Origin of the sequence: Paraburkholderia sp. HC6.4b (genome assembly GCF_014200875.1) — a bacterium.
GTDB lineage: Bacteria > Pseudomonadota > Gammaproteobacteria > Burkholderiales > Burkholderiaceae > Paraburkholderia > Paraburkholderia tuberum.
Map to the genome: position 1 here is coordinate 20,766 of NZ_JACHDC010000019.1, position 19,998 is coordinate 40,763.

At 65.5% G+C, this 19,998-nt stretch carries 20 protein-coding genes; 11 read left to right on the plus strand and 9 right to left on the minus strand.

What is annotated here, in order from left to right:
• The first annotated feature begins 65 nt into the window (after positions 1–65).
• Positions 66–1,004 (plus strand): LysR family transcriptional regulator, encoded by a 939-nt coding sequence (locus tag HDG34_RS26580; RefSeq protein WP_184063634.1) that lies wholly within the window; start codon positions 66–68, stop codon positions 1,002–1,004.
• Between the two features lie 239 nt (positions 1,005–1,243).
• Positions 1,244–1,396: a hypothetical protein gene (locus tag HDG34_RS26585; RefSeq protein ID WP_167544144.1), complete on the plus strand. Its 153-nt coding sequence runs from the start codon at positions 1,244–1,246 to the stop codon at positions 1,394–1,396.
• Between the two features lie 46 nt (positions 1,397–1,442).
• On the opposite strand, the gene HDG34_RS26590 is transcribed toward HDG34_RS26585, so the two are convergent.
• Genes HDG34_RS26590 through wrbA form a run of 4 tightly spaced genes read right to left on the minus strand, consistent with a single transcriptional unit; the run spans position 1,443 to position 4,935 of the window.
• Complete coding sequence (locus HDG34_RS26590) at positions 1,443–2,249, minus strand: metallophosphoesterase (protein WP_184063637.1); 807 nt, start codon at positions 2,247–2,249, stop codon at positions 1,443–1,445.
• A gap of 52 nt (positions 2,250–2,301) precedes the next feature.
• Entirely contained in the window at positions 2,302–3,720 is a 1,419-nt protein-coding gene (locus tag HDG34_RS26595; RefSeq protein WP_184063640.1) for an FAD-binding oxidoreductase, read from the minus strand.
• A gap of 32 nt (positions 3,721–3,752) precedes the next feature.
• Entirely contained in the window at positions 3,753–4,322 is a 570-nt protein-coding gene (locus tag HDG34_RS39910; protein ID WP_184063643.1) for a DUF2069 domain-containing protein, read from the minus strand.
• Between the two features lie 10 nt (positions 4,323–4,332).
• A complete protein-coding gene (wrbA, locus tag HDG34_RS26605; RefSeq protein ID WP_184063646.1) occupies positions 4,333–4,935 on the minus strand; it encodes an NAD(P)H:quinone oxidoreductase in 603 nt (200 codons plus the stop codon).
• Positions 4,936–5,077: 142 nt separating this feature from the next.
• Between wrbA and HDG34_RS26610 the strand changes: the two genes are divergently transcribed.
• Positions 5,078–6,391: a YihY family inner membrane protein gene (locus HDG34_RS26610; protein WP_184063649.1), complete on the plus strand. Its 1,314-nt coding sequence runs from the start codon at positions 5,078–5,080 to the stop codon at positions 6,389–6,391.
• 34 nt (positions 6,392–6,425) lie between these two features.
• On the opposite strand, the gene HDG34_RS26615 is transcribed toward HDG34_RS26610, so the two are convergent.
• The 3 genes from HDG34_RS26615 to HDG34_RS26625 all read right to left on the minus strand — a co-directional run bounded on the left by HDG34_RS26615 (position 6,426) and on the right by HDG34_RS26625 (position 9,180).
• On the minus strand, positions 6,426–6,746 hold the full coding sequence (locus tag HDG34_RS26615) for an Mpo1-like protein (RefSeq protein ID WP_184006183.1): 321 nt from the start codon (positions 6,744–6,746) through the stop codon (positions 6,426–6,428).
• Positions 6,747–6,955: 209 nt separating this feature from the next.
• Positions 6,956–7,789: an alpha/beta fold hydrolase gene (locus tag HDG34_RS26620; RefSeq protein WP_184063652.1), complete on the minus strand. Its 834-nt coding sequence runs from the start codon at positions 7,787–7,789 to the stop codon at positions 6,956–6,958.
• Positions 7,786–9,180, minus strand: a complete 1,395-nt coding sequence (locus tag HDG34_RS26625) for an O-acetylhomoserine aminocarboxypropyltransferase (RefSeq protein ID WP_184063654.1) — start codon at positions 9,178–9,180, stop codon at positions 7,786–7,788. The genes HDG34_RS26620 and HDG34_RS26625 overlap by 4 nt, the downstream gene beginning before the upstream one ends.
• A gap of 272 nt (positions 9,181–9,452) precedes the next feature.
• On the opposite strand from HDG34_RS26625, the gene HDG34_RS26630 reads away from it, so the two are divergent.
• The 3 genes from HDG34_RS26630 to aroC all read left to right on the plus strand — a co-directional run bounded on the left by HDG34_RS26630 (position 9,453) and on the right by aroC (position 13,324).
• On the plus strand, positions 9,453–9,920 hold the full coding sequence (locus HDG34_RS26630; protein WP_018421164.1) for a CBS domain-containing protein: 468 nt from the start codon (positions 9,453–9,455) through the stop codon (positions 9,918–9,920).
• A gap of 202 nt (positions 9,921–10,122) precedes the next feature.
• Positions 10,123–12,060 (plus strand): MFS transporter, encoded by a 1,938-nt coding sequence (locus HDG34_RS26635; RefSeq protein WP_184063657.1) that lies wholly within the window; start codon positions 10,123–10,125, stop codon positions 12,058–12,060.
• A 163-nt stretch (positions 12,061–12,223) separates the two neighbouring features.
• Entirely contained in the window at positions 12,224–13,324 is a 1,101-nt protein-coding gene (aroC, locus tag HDG34_RS26640) for a chorismate synthase (RefSeq protein ID WP_184063673.1), read from the plus strand.
• 175 nt (positions 13,325–13,499) lie between these two features.
• Here aroC and HDG34_RS26645 read toward each other — a convergent pair whose 3' ends face one another.
• Positions 13,500–15,173, minus strand: coding sequence for an electron transfer flavoprotein-ubiquinone oxidoreductase (locus HDG34_RS26645; RefSeq protein ID WP_184063676.1), 1,674 nt, complete (start codon positions 15,171–15,173; stop codon positions 13,500–13,502).
• A 186-nt stretch (positions 15,174–15,359) separates the two neighbouring features.
• Here HDG34_RS26645 and HDG34_RS26650 point away from each other — a divergent pair, with 186 nt between their 5' ends.
• Positions 15,360–16,136 carry an SDR family oxidoreductase gene (locus HDG34_RS26650; protein ID WP_018421159.1) on the plus strand — a complete coding sequence of 259 codons (777 nt, stop codon included), beginning with the start codon at positions 15,360–15,362 and terminating at the stop codon, positions 16,134–16,136.
• A 56-nt stretch (positions 16,137–16,192) separates the two neighbouring features.
• A complete protein-coding gene (locus HDG34_RS26655) occupies positions 16,193–16,624 on the plus strand; it encodes a thioesterase family protein (RefSeq protein ID WP_090800991.1) in 432 nt (143 codons plus the stop codon).
• A gap of 44 nt (positions 16,625–16,668) precedes the next feature.
• Here HDG34_RS26655 and HDG34_RS26660 read toward each other — a convergent pair whose 3' ends face one another.
• On the minus strand, positions 16,669–17,214 hold the full coding sequence (locus HDG34_RS26660; protein ID WP_018421157.1) for a LuxR C-terminal-related transcriptional regulator: 546 nt from the start codon (positions 17,212–17,214) through the stop codon (positions 16,669–16,671).
• A 219-nt stretch (positions 17,215–17,433) separates the two neighbouring features.
• On the opposite strand from HDG34_RS26660, the gene HDG34_RS26665 reads away from it, so the two are divergent.
• From HDG34_RS26665 to HDG34_RS26675, 3 genes are all read left to right on the plus strand, one after another.
• Complete coding sequence (locus HDG34_RS26665) at positions 17,434–18,138, plus strand: CoA transferase subunit A (protein ID WP_090800989.1); 705 nt, start codon at positions 17,434–17,436, stop codon at positions 18,136–18,138.
• 2 nt (positions 18,139–18,140) lie between these two features.
• Positions 18,141–18,782, plus strand: coding sequence for a CoA transferase subunit B (locus tag HDG34_RS26670; RefSeq protein WP_184021841.1), 642 nt, complete (start codon positions 18,141–18,143; stop codon positions 18,780–18,782).
• 227 nt (positions 18,783–19,009) lie between these two features.
• Positions 19,010–19,906, plus strand: a complete 897-nt coding sequence (locus tag HDG34_RS26675) for an alpha/beta fold hydrolase (protein ID WP_184063679.1) — start codon at positions 19,010–19,012, stop codon at positions 19,904–19,906.
• The last annotated feature ends 92 nt before the right edge of the window (positions 19,907–19,998 follow it).

The following is a 19,998-nucleotide window of genomic DNA, read 5'->3' on the forward strand; positions in this document are numbered from 1 at the left end:
ACCAGACATGAGACAATCGCCATTGCTGATCGTGTAACAATCGATGCCGATTTCTGAGGATAGGTATGGACACGCTTCAAAACATGCGCGTTTTCGTCCGCGTCGTCGAAGCGGGCAGCTTCACGGGCGCCGCACAGCATCTGAATACGACGACGGCCTACGCGTCGCGCGCGGTTTCCGATCTGGAAGCGCATCTGCGCACACGGCTTTTGAACCGGACCACGCGCCGCATCGCGCTGACCGAAGCTGGCGAGCGCTATCTGCAGCGCTGCGAGCAGATTCTCGCGTACGTGGATCAGGCGGAGGCCGAGGCGAGCGACGCGCACGCGCGTCCGTCCGGCAAGCTGAAGGTTCACGCGATGACGAGCTTCGGCCAGCACTACGTGGTGCCGGCCGTAGGCCGTTACCAGCAGCGCTACCCGGACGTGCATATCGAACTGACGCTCGCGCAGCGCATGCCCGATCTGCTCGACGAAGGCTTCGACGTGTCGCTGACGCTCGCGACCGGCCTGCCGGATTCGGGGCTCGTGTCGCAGCGCCTTGGCAGCGCGTTCAGCATTGCGTGCGCGTCGCCGGCGTACCTCGAACGGCGCGGCGTGCCGCAAACGCCTGCGGACCTCGCGCAGCACGTCTGCCTGCAGATGGTGACGCCGGTAAATCCGCCGGACAAATGGACCTTCGACGGCCCGCACGGCGAGGAAGTGGTCTCGCTCGGCGCGGCGACGTTTCAGGTGAACGTGGCCGAGGCGATGGTCGTGGCCGTCGCCCAGGGCATGGGCGTAGCGCTGATTCCGATCTACTCGGCGATCAGCCGTTTGCGCAGCGGCGAACTGGTGTGGCTGATGCCCGGGTACACGTCGCAGCAGATGAATCTGTATGCGCTGTATCCGTCGCGGCAGTATCTCGATGCGAAGATCCGCACGTGGGTCGAATTCCTGCGCGACGAGTTGCCTTCGACGCTGGCGGCGGATCAGGAGGAGTTGCGGCAGTTCGCGCGGACCTGACCGATCTGCTTGTCATGCATTGACGTTCGAGCGGCACGCGGAGTGCGGCACGCGGAGTGCGGCACGCGGAGTGGGTACGCGGCGTGACAGCCTGTTACACACGCGCCGCGCCGCAACATTTCTTTACTTCTGCCGCGCAGCCGATTTGTTAACGTGTCGTTCACGCGTCGCCGCTCTGGGCGGACGCGCTGGATTCGCCGCCGTTCGGCGCCTCGTAACCACTGAAGGACGACACATCCATGGATACGCACCTGATGATCGGCTTGGCCGTCATGTTTGGACTGATCGGCGTCGCCGCCTCGCGCGATCTGCTGCGCCGCATGCGCGAACAGCAGCCGCAGCTCGTGCCGGTCGAGGTCGAGTCACAGGATGCGCCGCGGCGCGAGCGGTGAGCGGTGAGCGGCGGCGGGTTGATCTGATGCAAGAGGCCCGCACCCGCTAGATCTCGACGACCTTGTCCCACGCAAACAGCGGATTTTCCCACTGGCGCGTGCGCCGGTCGAAATAGCCGCGCGGATTGCACACGACGCGGGTGCCGTCCACCACGTAGTCGAACGACGTATGCGTGTGGCCATGAATCCACAACGCGACAGGCGCGCGCACGAGCTCGGGCAGATGGTTGACGAAGCCCGCCGACACGCGGTCTTCGGCAAAACGCCCGGCCAGGCTCAGCCGATGCGGCGCGTGATGCGTGACCACGATCGTTTGGCCGGCGAACGGTTTGGCAAGCTCGCTTTCGAGCCACGCGCGCGCATGCTGGTGCAGCGCGAGCGAATCGGCGGGCGTGAAGTCGCGCGCGGCGTCGCGCGGGTCGTGCGGCCAGTTCATCTGGATCAGCCCGCGATAGTCGAGCATGACCCGGCGCGCGGCGACGATCGATTCCTCGATTGCATCCGGTGTCGCGCCGTACAGCGCGAAGTCGGTCCACAACGTCGTGCCGAGCACGCGCCAGCGGCCCTGGCTGTCGACCAGCGCGGCGTTGTTCAGCAGATGCACGTTGTCGACCTGCGCGGCCGCGTCGAGCATCGCGCTCTCCAGCGCGCCGAATTCACCGTCGTAGTACTCGTGATTGCCCGGCACGTAGACGACCGGCACCGCGTCGTCGAACGCCTGCGCGGCCCAGCGCGGGCCGGCCGCATGATTGTGGATGTCGCCCGCCAGCACCACGAGATCCGCCTGCGCATGCGGGATCAGTTCAGGCTCGTCGTTTTCCAGATGCAGATCGGACAGCACGCGAATCTTCACGGACGCGACTCCTGCAAAACGCCTGCGCGCCGGATCGCGCAGGCTTCAGATATTAGCGTAGCACCTTGCCCGGATTCATCAGGTTGAGCGGATCGAGCGCCTGCTTGATCGCGCGCATCATCCGCACCTCGACGTCCTGCTTGTAGCGGGCGGCTTCGTCGATCTTCAACTGGCCGAGTCCGTGTTCCGCGCTGATGCTGCCGCGATGCGCATCGACGCTGTCGTAGACGATCCGGTTGATCGGGCTCTGGTACTGCCGCAGAAACGCCTTCGCATCGACGCCCTCGGGCGCCTGCACGTTGTAGTGCAGATTGCCGTCGCCGAGATGGCCGAACGTGACCATGCGCGCGCCCGGCGCGGCTTGCGCGATTGCCGCATCGGTCGTTTCGATGAAGTGGCCGATGCGTGAAATCGGCACCGCGATGTCGTGCTTGATGTTCAGGCCTTCCTCGGCCTGGGCGAGCGGAATGTGCTCGCGCAGATTCCAGAACGCGCGAGACTGCGCGAGGTTTTCCGCCACCACGGCGTCTTCCACGAGACCTTGTTCGAGCGCGGTTTCCATCAGCCCCTCGAACAGCGTGCGCGCGTGCACTTCGCTTTCGCTGTCCGACAGTTCGAGCAGCACGACCTGCGCATGCGGTTCGGCGAACGGATAACGCATCTGCTCGAAATGCCGGCCGACGAGGCGCAGGCAGAAATCCGACATCAGTTCGAAGCCGGTCAGGAGCGGCCCGGCGACGCGTTGCGTGAGCGCGAGAAAATCGAGCGCCGCATGCGGCGACGCGAGCGCGGCGAGCGCGGTGACGCGCGCGGCCGGCTGCGGATGCAGCTTGAGCACCGCCGCGGTGATCAGGCCCAGCGTGCCTTCCGCGCCGATGAACAGGTCGCGCAGATCGTAGCCGGTGTTGTCCTTGCGCAGCCCGCGCAGGCCGTCCCACAGTTCGCCTTGCGGCGTCACCACTTCGAGGCCGAGACATAGCTCGCGCGTGTTGCCATAGCGCAGCACGCCGGTGCCGCCCGCGTTGGTCGACAGATTGCCGCCGATCGTGCAGCTGCCTTCGGCGGCGAGGCTCAGCGCAAACAGACGCCCGGCCGCTTCGGCGTGCTTCTGCACGTCGGCGAGGATCACGCCGGCTTCGACCGTGATCGTGTTGTTGTGCGGATCGATGTCGCGCACGCGATTCAGGCGGCGCAGGCTGATGACCGCCTGCGCGCCGCTCGCGTCGGGTGTCGCGCCGCCCGCGAGGCCGGTGTTGCCGCCCTGCGGCACCAGCGCGACGCAATGTTCGACCGCGAGCCTGACGAGCGCGGCGGCTTCCGCGGACGTGGCCGGGCACAGCACCGCGCAGGCCGCGCCGGTGTAGCGGCGGCGCCAGTCGGTCAGAAAGGGAGCGGTGTCGTGCGAATCCGTCAGTACGTAAGTCGCGCCGATGGCGTCGCGGCAGGCGGCGAGAAAAGCGGTGTGGGTCATGTGGATCGGTTGACGGTGTTGGGGCCTGGGCGTCAGGCGGGCGGGATCGGTTCGCTGGCGGCTTGCTTTGCAGCCTGCTTTGCAGCCTGTTTCGCAGCTCGTTTCGCCGCGCGCTTGAACGGTCCGACATACGCGAGTGCGCAGGTGAAGAAGATCATGGCGAGCGCCGCTTGAAGCCAGCCGAGCCGCGCGCTCAAGCCATGATCGCTCCAGCCACGCACGACGCCTTCGGCGAAATACAGCAGGATCAGCATCGACGCCCATTGCATCGTGTAAAGCCGACGTCGCCACACGCCCGGCAACGCGCAGAGTAGCGGCAACGCTTTCAGCACGAGCAGCGAGCCGCCAGAGCGCAACGGCGCGAGCCACCATTCCCATGCGACGGCAAGCACGATCATCGAGACCAGTGTGAAAGCGGCGACGAGCGCAGCGGCAGCTTTGGGTTGCACGGGCACGACGATTGTAGATGCCGACGCGTTGGCCGCGAGGCTTGCGGGCGCCGCGTTCGCGTGGCCCCCGGAATTCGTGGCCGCGAGTTCAGCGCCACGCGCGTCACGACGGGCGTCGTCGCGTTCGGTGGGTTGCGGATCCGGTTCGTTCACGGCTTTACGCTCACGGCCTTTCGGACATCGACGCCGCCGTGCGCCCAACGCGCGCACCAAGCGCAATCGCCAGCGTCCGTTCGTCGGCGGAGATGCCATGGCCGGTCGTGCCCGCGCGCGCGTAATGCGACGCGCCGTACGGCGTGCCGCCGGTCTGCGTGGTGGACAGCGCGCTCTCCGTGTATGGAATGCCGACGATCAGCATGCCGTGATGGAGCAGCGGCAGCATCATCGACAGCAGCGTGGATTCCTGGCCGCCGTGCAGGCTGCCGGTCGACGTGAACACGCAGGCCGGCTTGCCCGACAGTGCACCGGATAGCCACTGCGGCGTGGTGCCGTCGAGAAAGTATTTGAGCGCGGCAGCCATGTTGCCGAAGCGGGTCGGCGAACCGAGCGCGAGGCCCGCGCATTCTTCGAGGTCGCGCAGCTCGACGTACGGTGGTCCTTCGGCGGGAATGTCCGGCTCGCTCGCCTCGCAAACCGTGGAAACCGCCGGCACGGTGCGCACGCGCGCCTGCATGCCGGGGACGCTGTCGACGCCGTGCGCGATCGCCAGCGCGAGCTCGCGGGTGGCGCCGTGACGGCTGTAATAAAGCACGAGAATGTCTTTCATAGGCCTCATCATTGAACGGGTATTATAGGGGTTCGGTCAGTTGCACAGGCCGCTCATAGCCGTTCGGCCAGCAGCTTCGGCCAAACGCCGCGCGGAGTTCCCGCAGTCCCGGTCTGACGGTTCAGCAAGCAAGGAGGCAGGTTTGTTGGTTAGGGTGCGTTTCGATCTCGACACGCTCAAACGGCTCGCGCAATTCGCGGCGCAACGCATCGGCGAGGACCGGATTCCGCAGGTCGCGGGCAGCCTGACGTTCACGACGATGCTCGCGCTCGTGCCGCTCGCCACCGTCGCGTTTGCGCTGTTCACCGCGTTTCCGATCTTCAGCTCGTTCCAGGCGTCTCTGCAGTTTTTTCTTGCCGACCACCTGATGCCCGCGCAACTGAACGATCAGATCTTCAAGTATCTGAACCAGTTCGCATCGAAGGCCAAAGGGCTGACCACGATCGGCATGATCATCCTGTTCGTCACCGCGGTGATGACGATGATGACCGTCGAGTCCGCGTTCAATGTGATCTGGCGCGTGCGCAAGGCGCGGCCCGTCGCGCAGCGCATTCTCGTGTACTGGGCGATCATCACGCTCGGTCCGATCCTGATCGGCGTGAGCCTGTCCATCTCGTCGTATGTGTTCACGCAATCGATGTCGTTTAGCGCCGCGCAGCGCATCACACCGCTGATCGAATGGGCGCTCGCGAGCGCCTCGCTGCCGTTCACGATGCTCGCGTTCACGATCCTTTACGTTTATCTGCCGAACTGCCGTGTCGAATGGCGCGACGCGGTGGTCGGCGGCGTGATCGCCGCGGTCGCGTTCGAGCTCGCCAAGCGCGGCTTCGGCTACTACGTGCGCCGTATTCCGACCTATACGGCGGTGTACGGCGCGTTCGCCGCGGTGCCGCTGTTCCTGTTGTGGATGTACCTGTGCTGGTTCATCACGCTGACCGGCGCGATGATCGCATCGGCGTTGCCGGCGATTCGCATCGGTCAGTTTCACCGCCCTGTGTTCGATGGCAGCAATCTGTTCGATTCGCTCGAATTGCTCGCGCGGCTGTGCGAGGCGCGTGAGGGCGGCAGACGCGGCTACACGATGCCCGAGCTTGCCCGGATGCTTCGCCGCGACAAGGATACGACGCTGATGCTGTTGCAGCGTCTCGAGGAGATCGAGTGGATCGCGCGGCTGGAGGAGGACCATACCGGCCCGCACTTCGTGCTCCTCGCGAACCCGGCGCAGGTGACCGTGCAGCGGCTGTACGACCTGTTCGTGATCGACCGCGCGGAGCTTACGTATCAGCTCGAACTCGACTCCACACGCGTGGACGGCGGCATGCTGCTCGCCGCGCTCGACAACGACCAGCTGAAGGTGACGCTCGCCGCGTTGCTCGCCTCGCGCGCGGCGGCACGGGCGGCGCGACCCGGCGATGGCGAGCGCGCGGCGGCTTCGATGCCGCACCAGGCGGCGTGATAGGGCGGCCAGACTTCGAGCCGCCCCGATAAAACTACAACGAAATCTTCCCCACGCAGATGTCCTTGAACATCACCCAGTCGCCCATCAGGCTGTAAAACGGATGACGGAAGGTGGCAGGCCGGTTCTTTTCGAAGAAGAAATGGCCGACCCACGCGAAGCCGTAGCCGCACACCACGGCCGCCGGCAACCATAGCCAGTCGCCGGTGGCGAGCGCCATCGCGAGGCAGCCAATGACGCCGAGCGAGCCGACGAAATGCAGCCGCCGCGACACGAGATTGCGATGCTCGCTCAGGTAGTACGGATAAAACTCCGCGAAGTTCGCGAAGTGATCGGTATGTGCTGTATGAGCCATGACGGCCTCCGGAGGCTGAAAAAGACAGCTTCAATCATTCTCCGGCGATCGCCTGCCTGGCGCAACCTGGCCATTCGGCAGATGGCGCGGCGGGTTCGGCGTGGGTATCGTGGTCGTTCGGCAGTGATTCGGTGGCGATTCGCAACGGCATTCCCGACGGCCGCCCGCGGAGCACCGAGGCGCGCGGCGAGCGGCCATCGCGCGCCCCATCAGCGCGCTTCGTGCGGCGGCCGCGAAGCGAAGCCATAGAGCGCATCGAGCGTCGCGTCGGGTTGCTCGGTCATCAACGCGTGGCCCGCATCGAGCGTGACGGTGTCGACCGGCGTGCCCGCCTGCGCGAGCGCATCGGCAAGCGCTTTCGCCGCGCGCGGCGGCGTCATCGCATCGCGCCGGCCAACGATCAGGCGCGTGGCGCAACGCACCTGCGCCGCGCGAGCGTGGCCGTCCGCATAGGTATGGCAGGCGGTGAAGTCGGTGTGGAACAGATGCGGCTCGCCCCCGGCGGACACGTGCTCCATCAGCCGCTGGTTCATGCCGTGCAGCCAGAAACCGGGGCCGGGGCACGAGGGCTTCGCGGCGAGCGTCGAATGTGACCACTGGTTGACCATGGCGATTGCCTCGGGCTCGCGATTGAGCGCGGCGTCGAGCAGCGCGTCGGAGACCGTCATCGGCAGCGCGGTGGCGAGCAGCGCAAGATGCGTTGCGCGCTGCGGATAGCGGCCGGCGAAGTCGAGCGCGATCAGCGAGCCCATGCTGTGACCGGCGACGAACGCACGCGTGACGCCCACGGCGTCGAGCAGCGCAGCGAGCCAGTCGGCCAGCGCGGCGATGCTGGCGAGCGCGGGGCCGGCGCTGCGTCGGTGGCCCGGCAGATCGACCGCGAGCACGCCGAAGCCGTGATGCGCGAAGTAGCGGCTTTGCAGCGCCCACACGCTGTGATCGTGCTCGGCACCGTGGATGAACACGGCGGTTGGCAGGCTCGCGTCGAAGGGTTTGCCGCCGGTGTAGGCGTAGGCCGGTTTGCCTTGAACGGTGACGATCATGCGGACTCCGGGCGGGCGGGGGTGCTCGTGGCGGCGGGCGCGGCAGTGGCGGTCTGTTGCGAGGCGCTGCTCGGCGTTGCGGTACGACCGCCGCTCGCCGCTTGCGCGGTTTTTTGCGCGGCCTTCAGCGCGCGCTTGAGATCGTCGATCAGGTCATCCGGATCTTCGAGCCCGATCGACAGGCGGATCGTGCCTTCGGTGATACCGGCCGCGGCGAGCGCGGCGGCATCCATGCGGAAGTGCGTCGTCGATGCCGGGTGAATCACCAGCGAGCGCGCGTCGCCGACGTTCGCGAGGTGCGAGAAGAGCGTGAGCGCTTCGATGAAGGCGCGCCCGGCCGCGCGGTCGCCGCGCAGGTTGAAGCTGAACACGGCGCCCGCGCCGCGCGGTAGCAGCCGCCTGGCGAGCGCGTGGTCGGGATGCGTCGGCAACTCGGGATAGGCGACCGATTCGACCGCCGCATGACCGGCGAGAAACTCGACCACGCGCCGTGTGTTGACGACGTGACGCTCCATGCGCAACGGCAGTGTCTCGATGCCTTGCAGCAGCTGCCACGCGGCCTGCGGATGCAGGCACGCGCCGAAGTCGCGCAAGCCTTCCCGACGCGCGCGCAGCAGGAACGGCGCGACGGTGCTTTCCTCGGCGAATACCATGCCGTGGAAACCGTCGTACGGCTCGGTAAATTCGGGAAAGCGGCCGGAAGCCTCGAAGTCGAACGTGCCGCCGTCGACCAGCACCCCGCCGATCGTCGTGCCGTGGCCGCCGAGAAACTTGGTCGCCGAGTGGTAGACGAAGTCGGCGCCGTGCTCGAAGGGGCGCAGCAGGTAGGGCGTCGTGAAGGTCGAGTCGACCAGCAACGGCAGGCGGTGCGCGTGCGCGATCTGTGCGAGTGCGGCGATGTCGAGCACGTCGAGGCCCGGATTGCCGAGCGTTTCGCCGAATAGCAGGCGCGTGTTGGGGCGCAGCGCGGCGCGCCATGCGTCGAGGTCGCCGGGCTTGACGAAGGTCGTCTCGATACCGAAGCGTCGCAGCGTGTAATGCAGCAGATTGTGCGAGCCGCCGTACAGCGCGCTCGACGCGACGATGTGCGAACCCGCGCCCATCAGCGTCGCGATCGCCAGATGCAGCGCGGCCTGGCCGCTCGCGGTGCCGATCGCGCCGGCGCCGTTTTCGAGCGCGGCGACGCGCTCCTCGAACACGGCGACGGTCGGATTCGAGATGCGCGAGTAGACGTGGCCGGCGCGCTCCATGTTGAACAGCGCGGCGGCATGATCCGAGTCGCGGAACGAAAACGACGTGGTCTGGTAGATCGGCGTCGCGCGCGCGCCGGTGGCAGGGTCGGGGGCTGCGCCGGCGTGCAGCACAAGCGTATCGAAACGGTTGGCGGACATCGTGGGCGGCGGGCCGCGAGCGGCCTCGCGAAAGATCGGGGTGGGCGGCCATCCTACCATTGGCGCGCGCCGCTTCAAGCGCGGTTTTCCCGCGGGTTCCTGCGGCTCGTGCCGGGAGCGGGGCATGCTCGCAATCTGGAAGTCAGACGAATTCGAGTCTCCGAAGCCCGCCGCGCCTTGGCTGGCGGGCCGCTTTCCTTTTATGGGCCTTTCCGATAGGATCGAAAAAACATTTCATGCACTGCAAGATTGGCGGTATCAGGAGATAGATCATGCGAGTCAGCGACATTCTTAAAGTCAAGGGCAATACCCTTTTTACGGTCACGCCGGATACCACGCTGCATGACGCCGTCAATACCATGGCCGAGCACGACATCGGCTCGCTCGTCGTGATGGAGTACGGCGACCTCGTCGGCATGCTGACGTTTCGCGAAATCATTCTGACCTTGAGCGAGAACGGCGGCAGCGTCGGCACCTCGACGATCCGCAAGGTGATGGACGACCATCCGCTCACCTGCACGCCCGAAACCGACGTCAACGAAGTGCGCCGCATGATGCTCGAGCATCACGTGCGCTATCTGCCCGTCATGGAAAGCCGCACGCTGATGGGCGTCATCTCGTTTTACGACGTCGCGAAGGCGGTGGTCGAGGAGCAGGGGTTCGAGAACCGCATGCTGAAGGCCTATATCCGCGACTGGCCGGAAGAGCAGGAAGGACAGGACCAGCAGCCGGCGCGTTGATGCGCGTGGCTCGAAGGTCGCGCTCCGGCCGTCGCCGCGAGCGCGAATCCGCCGACAGGGCGCGCGCGCAAGCGGGCGCTTTTTTTGTGTCTGGAGCTGGTGCGGACGGATTGCGGCAGCCGCGTGCGCGAGTCGCGGCGATCCGCTTGCCGGCCGTGCCGCCCGCGTCATCGCCATTTTTCCGCGCCGTTCTCCTGACTTCATGAACGATCGTCCGTTGCCCGCTGCCCGCCGCGCCGCTCGCGCGCACGAAGCGCACGAATCCCAGTTCCGCCTGCTCGGCCAGCGCCGCTTCGCGCCGTTCTTCTGGACACAATTTCTCGGCGCGATGAACGACAACGTGTTCAAGATCGGCTTCACGTCGCTCGTCACGTATCAGGCGGCGCGGTTTTCGGGCGTCGACCCGAAAACCGCGGCGTTCCTGATCTCCGCGATTTTCATTCTGCCTTTCGTGCTGTTTTCGGCCACTTCCGGCCAGATCGCGGACAAGTACGACAAAGCGTTGCTCACGCGCCTCGTCAAGACCTTCGAGATCGCGGTGATGCTGGTCGGCGGCGCGGGGTTCTGGCTGCATGGCGCGCCGTTGCTGTACCTGTGCACGTTCCTGATGGGCGTGCATTCGACGGTATTCGGGCCGGTCAAGTACTCGTATCTGCCGCAGCATCTGTCGCAGGCGGAGCTGGTCGGCGGCAATGGCATGGTCGAGATGGGCACCTTCGTCGCGATCCTGATCGGCACGATCGTCGGCGGCGCGGGCGCGGGGTTCGCCGAGCATGGCGCGGTGGTGCTCGCTTGCGCGTGTATCGCGATCGCGCTGATCGGGCGCGCCGTGTCGGGCTTCGTGCCGGCTACGCCCGCGCCGCAGCCCGGGTTGCGCATCAACTGGAACCCGGTCAGCGAAACGTGGCGCAATCTGAAGCTCGCGCACGAAAACCGCGTGGTGTTTCTTGGTCTGCTCGGCATTTCGTGGCTGTGGTTCGTCGGCGCGACGTTCCTCGCGTCGTTCTTCAACTTCGCGAAGGACGTGCTGTCCGCCGATCCCGACGTCGTGACCGTGCTGCTCGCCACGTTTTCGATCGGCATCGGCATCGGCTCGCTGTTGTGCGAACGGCTCTCGAAGCGGCGGATCGAAGTCGGCCTCGTGCCGCTCGGCTCGATCGGCATGAGCGTGTTCGCGATCGATCTTTTTTTCGCGAGCCACGCGCTGCCGCCGGCGGGGCATCTGCTCAGCGTTGGCGAATTTCTCGCGCGGCTAGCGCATTGGCGCGTGCTCGCCGATCTGTTCCTGCTCGCGATGTTCGGCGGCTTTTACAGCGTGCCGCTGTATGCGCTGATCCAGAGTCGAAGTCAGCCGAGCCATCGCGCGCGCATCATCGCCGCGAACAACATCCTCAATTCGCTGTTCATGATCGTGTCGGCGCTGATGGCGGTGGGCCTGACCGCCGCGGGCTTCAGTATTCCGGCGATCTTCCTCGTCACCGCGCTTCTGAATGTGGTAGTCGCGGGCTACATCTATTCGCTCGTGCCGGAGTTCCTGCTGCGCTTCATCGCGTGGCTGCTCGTGCATACGTTCTACCGGATCCGGCTCGTGCACGCGGAGCGGATTCCGGAGCAGGGCGCGGCGGTGCTCGTGTGCAACCACGTCAGTTTCGTCGATGCGATCGTCATCATGGCCGAAAGCCCGCGGCCGATCCGCTTCGTGATGGACCACCAGATCTTCCGCTCGCCGTTCGTCGGCTGGCTGTTCCGGCACGCGAAGGCGATTCCGATCGCGTCCGCGCATCAGGACGCGGCGCTGCTCGCGCGTGCGTACGACCTGTGCGCGCAGGCGCTCGCGGACGGCGAACTCGTCTGCATCTTTCCCGAAGGGAAGCTGACGCGTACCGGCGAGCTGAATCCGTTTCGCCACGGCGTCGCCGAGATCGTCAGGCGGACGCCGGCGCCCGTCATTCCGATGGCGCTGCGCGGGCTGTGGGGCAGCGTGTTTTCGCGCGCGGTGGACGCAACCTGGCCGCGGCCGATCAGCAAAGGTGTGATGAGCCGGCTGAGCCTCGCCGTCGGCGAGCCGATCGACCCGGCGCTCGCGACGCCCGAGGCGCTGCAGCGGATCGTGACCGAGCTGCGCGGCGCCCGCAAGTAGCCGTGGGCCGGTGCGCGGACGCCGAGATGGCGGGCTCGCCCACCATCACCCGCTTTCGGCCGAGTGCGCCCTGGCCGATCGGCCATCGCCGTCGCCAGGCCCGGCTTCGAGACGAGCGGACTGGCATAATAGCGTTCTCCCCGTATTTCTTTGGACGACGCTCATGTCCGGCAACACGCTCGGTACGCTTTTCACTGTCACGACCTTCGGCGAATCGCACGGCCCCGCTATCGGCTGCGTGATCGACGGCTGCCCGCCGGGCATGGCGCTCAACGAAGCCGACATCCAGTTCGAACTCGATCGCCGCAAGCCGGGCACGTCGCGCCACGTGACGCAGCGCCAGGAAGAAGACAAGGTCGAGATCCTCTCGGGCGTGTTCGAAGGTCAAACCACCGGCGCGCCAATTGCGCTGCTGATCCGCAATACCGACCAGCGCAGCAAGGACTACGGCAACATCGCGGAAACGTTCCGCCCCGGCCACGCCGACTACACGTACTGGCAAAAGTACGGCATTCGCGATTACCGCGGTGGCGGCCGCTCGTCGGCACGGCTGACGGCGCCGGCGGTCGCGGCGGGCGCGGTCGCGAAGAAGTGGCTGCGCGAGAAGTTCGGCACCGAAATTCGCGGCTATATGGCCGCGCTCGGCGAGATCGACGTGCCGTTCGTCGATTGGGCGCAGGTGCGCGAAAACCCGTTTTTCGTGCCGAATGCGGAGATCGTTCCGCAGCTCGAGGCGTATATGGACGCGCTGCGCAAGGACGGTGATTCGATCGGCGCGCGCATCAACGTGGTTGCCTCCGGTGTGCCGGTCGGCCTCGGCGAGCCGCTGTTCGACCGCCTCGACGCCGACATCGCGCACGCGATGATGGGCATCAACGCGGTGAAGGGCGTCGAGATCGGCGCCGGCTTCGCGAGCGTCGCGCAACGCGGCTCGGTGCATGGCGACGAGCTGACGCCGGAAGGTTTCGTCGGCAATCACGCGGGCGGCGTGCTCGGCGGTATTTCGACGGGGCAGGACATCACGGTGTCGATCGCAATCAAGCCGACGTCGAGCATTCGCACGCCGCGCCGTTCGATCGACAAGGCGGGGAACCCCGCGATCGTCGAGACCTTCGGGCGGCACGACCCCTGCGTCGGCATTCGTGCGACGCCGATCGCCGAGTCGATGCTTGCGCTCGTGCTGATCGATCACGCGCTGCGCCATCGCGCGCAATGCGGCGATGTGGCCGTGAGCACGCCGAAGATCGCGGCGAGCGCGCCGTAATCCTGACGCGGTCCCGCGATTGGCGGCGAACGAGCCGCCATAAAAAAGAATAGGGAAGGGGACCAACGAAACGCGCAAGAATGCGCGCAGACGAAAGCGCGAGCGCGCTATCGGAATTTGCCTGCGCGACGCTGCCGGTTATCGGGCAGCGCCGCACAGGCAGACGGCACATCAATCACATATTCGGATAGTTCGGACCGCCACCGCCTTCCGGCGTGACCCACACGATATTCTGCGTCGGGTCCTTGATATCGCAGGTCTTGCAGTGCACGCAGTTCTGCGCATTGATGACGAGCCGCTCGCTGCCATCGTCGTTCTTCACGAACTCGTACACTGCAGCGGGGCAATAACGCGCCTCCGGTCCCGCGTAGGTCTGCCAGTTCACGTTGACCGGCACGGTCGGATCCTTCAGCGTCAGGTGCGCCGGCTGATTTTCCTCGTGATTCGTGTTCGAGATGAACACCGAGGACAGCCGGTCGAACGTCAGCTTGCCGTCCGGCTTCGGATACGTGATCGGCTTGCACTGCGAAGCCGGCTTCAGCATTTCATGATCGGAATGCTGATGATGCAGCGTCCACGGCACGTTGCCGCCGAGCAGCTTCTGCTCGAGACCGACCATCAGCGTGCCAAGGTAGAGACCCTTGCTCATCCACTGCTTGAAGTTACGCGCGCGATACAGCTCGGTGTAGAGCCACGACGTCTTGAACGCTTCCGGGTAGGCGCTCAGTTCGTCCGACTGACGGCCGGCCTGCACGGCGTCGAACGCGGCATCGGCGGCGAGCATGCCGGTCTTGATCGCGGCGTGCGAACCCTTGATGCGCGACGCGTTCAGGAAGCCCGCGTCGTCGCCGACCAGCGCACCGCCCGGGAACACCAGCTTCGGCAACGACATCAGGCCGCCCGCGGTGATCGCGCGCGCGCCGTAGGACACGCGCTTGCCGCCTTCGAGAATCGCGCGGATCGCCGGATGCGTCTTGTAGCGCTGGAATTCCTCGAACGGCGACAGATACGGATTCGAATAGCCGAGGCCGACCACGAAGCCGACCACGACCTGGTTGTTGTCCATGTGGTAGAGGAACGAGCCGCCGTACGTGTCGTTTTCGAGCGGCCAGCCGGCCGTGTGCATCACCAGACCCGGCTTGTGCCTGGCGGGATCGATCTCCCACAGCTCCTTGATACCGATGCCGTACACCTGCGGATCGACGCCGTCGCGCAGCTTGAACTTCTCGTTCAGCTGGCGGCCGAGGTGGCCGCGCGCGCCTTCGCAGAACAGCGTGTACTTCGCGTGCAGCTCCATGCCGAGCTGGAAGTTTTCGGTCGGTTCGCCGTCCTTGCCGATGCCGAGGTTGCCGGTCGCGACGCCCTTGACCGAGCCGTCGTCGTTGTACAGCACTTCGGCCGCCGGAAAGCCCGGGAATATCTCGACGCCGAGCGCCTCGGCCTGCTGACCCAGCCAGCGCGTCACGTTCGCGAGGCTGATCACGTAGTTGCCGTGGTTCTTGAAATTGTCCGGCAGCGCCCAGGTCGGCACGCTCTTCGCGCCCGTCGCCGAGAGGAACAGGAAGCGGTCTTCGGTCACGTCGACCGTCAGCGGCGCGCCTTTTTCCTTCCAGTCCGGGATCAGCTCGGTCAGCGCGCGCGGGTCCATCACCGCGCCCGACAGAATATGGGCCCCGATCTCAGAGCCTTTTTCGAGTACGCACACGCCAATGTCAGCGCCTCGTTCGGCGGCGCGCTGCTTCAGGCGAATGGCCGCCGACAGGCCCGCAGGGCCGCCGCCGACGATGACGACGTCATACTCCATCGACTCGCGCGGGCCGTACTGCTCAATGAGACTTGCGGGGGTCATTGATGCTCCTCTTACCGTTAGAATGCTTTTTTCGGGTTCGTATTGTGGGCGATCGATTCCCGCGCCGCAACCCGAAATCCGCAGATTAGCACGACCGTACTATTTCATGATACGGTATAGACCCTTAGTCGGGTCTTACCGAACCCGTCAACCGCAGTTGTCACCACAACCGAACAAGGAAAGACAATGGGCCGTTCGATCAATCTGGAAGGCAAGGTCGCGCTGATTACGGGCGCCTCGAGCGGGCTGGGCAAGCGCTTCGCGCAGGTGCTGTCGCAGGCGGGCGCGAAGGTCGTGCTGGCGAGCCGACGTACCGAGCGGCTCAAGGAGCTGCGCGCGGAAATCGAGGCGTCCGGCGGCGCCGCGCACGTCGTGTCGCTCGACGTGACCGACTATCAGAGCATCAAGTCGGCGGTCGCGCATGCGGAGACCGAGGCCGGCACCATCGATATCCTCGTCAACAACTCGGGCGTGTCGACCACGCAGAAGCTGTCCGAGGTCACGCCGGCGGACTTCGAATACGTGTTCGACACGAATACGCGCGGCGCGTTTTTCGTGGCGCAGGAAGTCGCCAAGCGCATGATCATGCGCGGCAACAACGCGCAGAAGCCGTCGTACCGGATCATCAACATCGCGTCAATGGCGGGCTTGCGCGTGCTGCCGCAAATCGGCCTGTATTCGATGAGCAAGGCCGCGGTCGTCCACATGACGAAGGCGATGGCGCTCGAGTGGGGCAAGCATGGCATCAATGTGAACGCGATCTGCCCCGGGTATATCGACACCGAGATCAACCATCACCACTGGTCGACCGATCAGGGCCAGAAACTCGTGGCGATGCTGCCGCGTCATCGGGTCGGCAAGCCGGAGGATCTCGATGGGCTGCTCCTGCTGCTCGCGGCGGATGAATCGCAGTTCATCAACGGCTCGGTGATCGTCGCCGACGACGGCTTCGGACTCGCGTGAGCGGGTCGTCCAAAGTTTCAAAAGCCAGGCAGAAAAAGGAAGAACGGAAGTACAGAATGAGCGACTTTCACGCAGTTTTCGAAATGACGATGCCGATCCGCTGGGGCGACATGGACGCCTTCGGTCACGTCAACAACACGGTTTATTTCCGCTACATGGAGCAGGTGCGGATTTCCTGGTTCGAGCACATGGACTTTGTCGGCCAGCGCGCGCACGGGCAGGGGCCGGTGATCGTCAATGCGTCGATGGAGTTTCTGAAGCAGCTGCACTATCCGGGCGACGTGATCGGCCGGATGTCGGTGGCGACACCGGGGCGCAGCAGCTTCGATACGGCTTTCGAGCTCCTGCGCGCCGATGAGCCGGATACGCTCTATGCGCGAGGCGCCGCGCGATGCGTGTGGATCGACTACGCGGCGGGCAAGTCGGTGCCGGTGCCTGACGTACTGCGCGCGGCCATCGAGAGCGCGGCGCTCGTCAAGGCGGCCTGAGCGCGCGGCTTGACAGCGCTGTCGCGCGCTTCAAACGCCCTCTCTCAATCCCCGAGCAGCCGCTGCAACAGCTCGGTCGCATTGCCCGTATCGTATTTGCGCATGAGCCGCGCGCGGTAGACGTCGACCGTGCGCGGGCTGATGTCGAGCACGCGGCCGATCTGCTTGCTGGTCTTGCCCGTCACCAGTTGCGCGGCGATTTCGCGCTCGCGTGGCGTCAGTTCCACCGCGACCCGCCGGGTTGCGCTCAAATCCTCGAAGGTCCAGACACCCGCCGCGTGCGGGTCGGTGCGCTGCTGCGCGCGGCCCGTCACGTGACACCAGAACAGCTCGCCGTTCGCGCGCTTCATGATCCGGTCGTCCGCGTAGCTGCCTTGCGCGGTCATGATCGGCGGAATGCGCGCGCCGATCCGCTCGAACTCATCCGCCGATGGATACAACACCTGGAACGACTGACCGATCAGCGCGTCGCGCGCGTAGCCGAATATCGACGCTAGCTCGTCGTTGCAGTCTTCGATGGTCCGCTCGCGGGACAGCACGAGTCCGATCGGCGCGAGGTGAAACGCAGTGCGGTAATCCAGGGCGGGCATGGGCGGGAGGCAAGTACTTATGTATTTTTGCGTATTGTGCCGCATGGCGGGCCCAGCGTACTCTTTCGGGCGGATGACAACGCGGCTCAAGCCGCGGATGACTAGAATGACGTAGCGGTATCGTGAGGCGACGTGAAGTTCGCCCGTTGCGATATCAGCCGCAATGATCCGGCGGCCTGCGTACACGTTTCGGGTTTCCATAGAGGAAGGGACATACAGATGAACAAGGTCTATCCAGGCGCCGCCGAGGCGCTGAAGGACATCGTCAAGGACGGGCAGACGTTCGCCGTCGGCGGCTTCGGGCTGTGCGGCATTCCTGAGGCGCTGATCGCTGCGCTGCGCGATTCGAAGGTGCAGGGCATCACCTGCATCAGCAACAACGCGGGCGTCGACGGTTTCGGCCTCGGCCTGCTGCTCGAGACGCGTCAGATCAAGAAAATGATCTCGTCGTACGTTGGCGAAAACAAGGAGTTCGAGCGCCAGTACCTGGCCGGCGAACTCGAGCTCGAATTCACGCCGCAAGGCACGCTCGCCGAGAAGCTGCGCGCGGGCGGCTCGGGCATCCCGGCGTTTTTCACGAACACCGGCTACGGCACGCAGATCGCCGAGGGCAAGGAAACCCGCCAGTTCGGCGAGAACCACTACGTGCTCGAACATTCGCTGACCGCCGATGTCGCGCTCGTCAAGGCATGGAAGGCCGACAAGGCCGGCAACCTGATCTATCGCCGCACCGCGCGCAACTTCAATCCGATGTGCGCGATGGCGGGCCGCATCACCGTCGCGGAAGTCGAAGAGATCGTCGAAGTGGGCGAGCTCGATCCGGACGCGATCCATACGCCTGGCATCTTCGTGCAGCGCATCGTGCTGAATGCGCATCCGGAAAAACGCATCGAACAACGCGTCGTCCGCGCGAAAGGAGACTGATCATGGCATGGACTCGTGACGAAATGGCCGCGCGCGCGGCGAAGGAACTGCAGGACGGCTTTTACGTGAACCTCGGCATCGGCTTGCCGACGCTGGTCGCGAACCACGTGCCGGCGGGCGTCGAAGTGTGGCTGCAGTCGGAGAACGGTCTGCTCGGTATCGGCCCGTCGCCGACCGAAGACGAAGTCGACGCCGACCTGATCAACGCCGGCAAGCAAACGGTGACGACGCTGCCCGGTTCGTCGATTTTCTCTTCGGCGGATTCGTTCGCGATGATTCGCGGCGGCCACATCAATCTCGCGATTCTCGGTGCGATGCAGATCAGCAGGAAGGGCGATCTCGCGAACTGGATGATCCCGGGCAAGATGATCAAGGGCATGGGCGGCGCGATGGACCTGGTCGCGGGCGTCAAGCGCGTGGTCGTGCTGATGGAGCACGTCGCGAAGGGCGATCAGCACAAGATCCTCGAAGAATGCACGCTGCCGCTGACGGGCGTGGGTGTGGTCGACGAGATCATTACCGATCTCGGCGTGATCGAAGTGACCGAAAACGGCTTGAAAGTGACCGAACTCGCGCCGGGTGTGAGCGTCGACGAAATCAAGGCGAAAACCGGCGCGCCGCTCGATGTGAGCGCGGTGAGCTGACGCGGCTTGAAACGCCGCTGCGCGCGTCGGCGCGACCGCGCGGCGGCAACGGTGTGTTCCGGACGGGCGAGACGTGAGTCTCGCCCGTTCTGTTTTTGGCGCGCGGCGGCGGATGCGCCGGACGGTTGGATCGACCTTCCTAAGCCTTCTGGCCGATGCTTGCCGCGCGACGAAGCGGTTTACAATCGTTTGCAGCCCAATCCGCAGCGTCTTTGCAAGGACACCAGATGGCCGCAACGACTTCCGCTTCCACCACCGGGCGGCCCGCGCCGCGTCAACGTTACGTGCGGTGCGCGAGCGCTGCCGGCCTGCATCGCGTCGCCTATACCGAGTGGGGCGACCCGGACAATCCCCGAGTGTTGCTGTGCGTGCACGGACTCACGCGATCGGGGCGCGATTTCGACCGCCTCGCCGCCAACTTCGCGGACACCTATCGCGTGGTGTGCCCGGACGTGGTTGGCCGGGGCTTGTCGTCGTGGCTCGCGAACCCCAACTTATACGCGGTGCCGCAGTACGTCTCCGACATGGTCACACTGATCGCGCGGCTCGACGTCGACACCGTCGACTGGTTCGGCACCTCGATGGGCGGCCTGATCGGCATGGGGCTCGCCGGCCTGCCGGACACGCCGATCCGCAAGCTGCTGCTGAACGACGTCGGGCCGCATCTGGAGCCGGTCGCGGTCAAGCGCATCGGCGATTACCTTGGCAAGCCCGCACGCTTCGAAACGCTGCAGCAGGGCGTTGACTATGCCGCGCAGCTCGCGCAGAGCTTCGGACCGCTGACTCCGGACGAATGGCGCGAAATCAATACGCCGTTGCTGCGCGAAGAGGACGGCGCATGGGTGCTGCGCTATGACCCGCGCATCGCGCAGCCGTTCGCGGCGGTCACCGAGGAAGCGGCGAAGCTCGGCGAGGCGGCGCTGTGGCATTCGCTCGCGTCGTTCCAGGGGCCGGTGCTGGTGGTGCGCGGCGAGCAGTCGGATTTGCTGTCGCGTGAAACGGTCGCGAAGATGGTGTCGACCGCGCGTGCCGCATCGAGCGTGGAGATCGCCGGCGTCGGGCATGCGCCGGCGTTCCTGGCGGCGGACCAGATCGCGCTCGCGAGGGAGTTCTTCATCGGTTAGGCCGCGAACGCGTCATAATATTGAGTTCCGCATGACGATTTCATCGGCAGTGTCGTGTGGGACGTAGTTCGATTAACCCCTCAGCTCAGGAC

Coding starts and splice junctions, on each gene's coding strand:
- wrbA (WP_184063646.1), bottom strand. CDS start 4,935: ATGAAAGACATTCTCGTGCTTTATTACAGCCGTCACGGCGCCACCCGC.
- HDG34_RS26580 (WP_184063634.1), top strand. CDS start 66: ATGGACACGCTTCAAAACATGCGCGTTTTCGTCCGCGTCGTCGAAGCG.
- HDG34_RS26625 (WP_184063654.1), bottom strand. CDS start 9,180: ATGTCCGCCAACCGTTTCGATACGCTTGTGCTGCACGCCGGCGCAGCC.
- HDG34_RS26595 (WP_184063640.1), bottom strand. CDS start 3,720: ATGACCCACACCGCTTTTCTCGCCGCCTGCCGCGACGCCATCGGCGCG.
- aroC (WP_184063673.1), top strand. CDS start 12,224: ATGTCCGGCAACACGCTCGGTACGCTTTTCACTGTCACGACCTTCGGC.
- HDG34_RS26615 (WP_184006183.1), bottom strand. CDS start 6,746: ATGGCTCATACAGCACATACCGATCACTTCGCGAACTTCGCGGAGTTT.
- HDG34_RS26665 (WP_090800989.1), top strand. CDS start 17,434: ATGAACAAGGTCTATCCAGGCGCCGCCGAGGCGCTGAAGGACATCGTC.
- HDG34_RS26660 (WP_018421157.1), bottom strand. CDS start 17,214: ATGCCCGCCCTGGATTACCGCACTGCGTTTCACCTCGCGCCGATCGGA.
- HDG34_RS26650 (WP_018421159.1), top strand. CDS start 15,360: ATGGGCCGTTCGATCAATCTGGAAGGCAAGGTCGCGCTGATTACGGGC.
- HDG34_RS26675 (WP_184063679.1), top strand. CDS start 19,010: ATGGCCGCAACGACTTCCGCTTCCACCACCGGGCGGCCCGCGCCGCGT.
- HDG34_RS26585 (WP_167544144.1), top strand. CDS start 1,244: ATGGATACGCACCTGATGATCGGCTTGGCCGTCATGTTTGGACTGATC.
- HDG34_RS26670 (WP_184021841.1), top strand. CDS start 18,141: ATGGCATGGACTCGTGACGAAATGGCCGCGCGCGCGGCGAAGGAACTG.
- HDG34_RS26635 (WP_184063657.1), top strand. CDS start 10,123: ATGAACGATCGTCCGTTGCCCGCTGCCCGCCGCGCCGCTCGCGCGCAC.
- HDG34_RS26630 (WP_018421164.1), top strand. CDS start 9,453: ATGCGAGTCAGCGACATTCTTAAAGTCAAGGGCAATACCCTTTTTACG.
- HDG34_RS26655 (WP_090800991.1), top strand. CDS start 16,193: ATGAGCGACTTTCACGCAGTTTTCGAAATGACGATGCCGATCCGCTGG.
- HDG34_RS26645 (WP_184063676.1), bottom strand. CDS start 15,173: ATGACCCCCGCAAGTCTCATTGAGCAGTACGGCCCGCGCGAGTCGATG.
- HDG34_RS26620 (WP_184063652.1), bottom strand. CDS start 7,789: ATGATCGTCACCGTTCAAGGCAAACCGGCCTACGCCTACACCGGCGGC.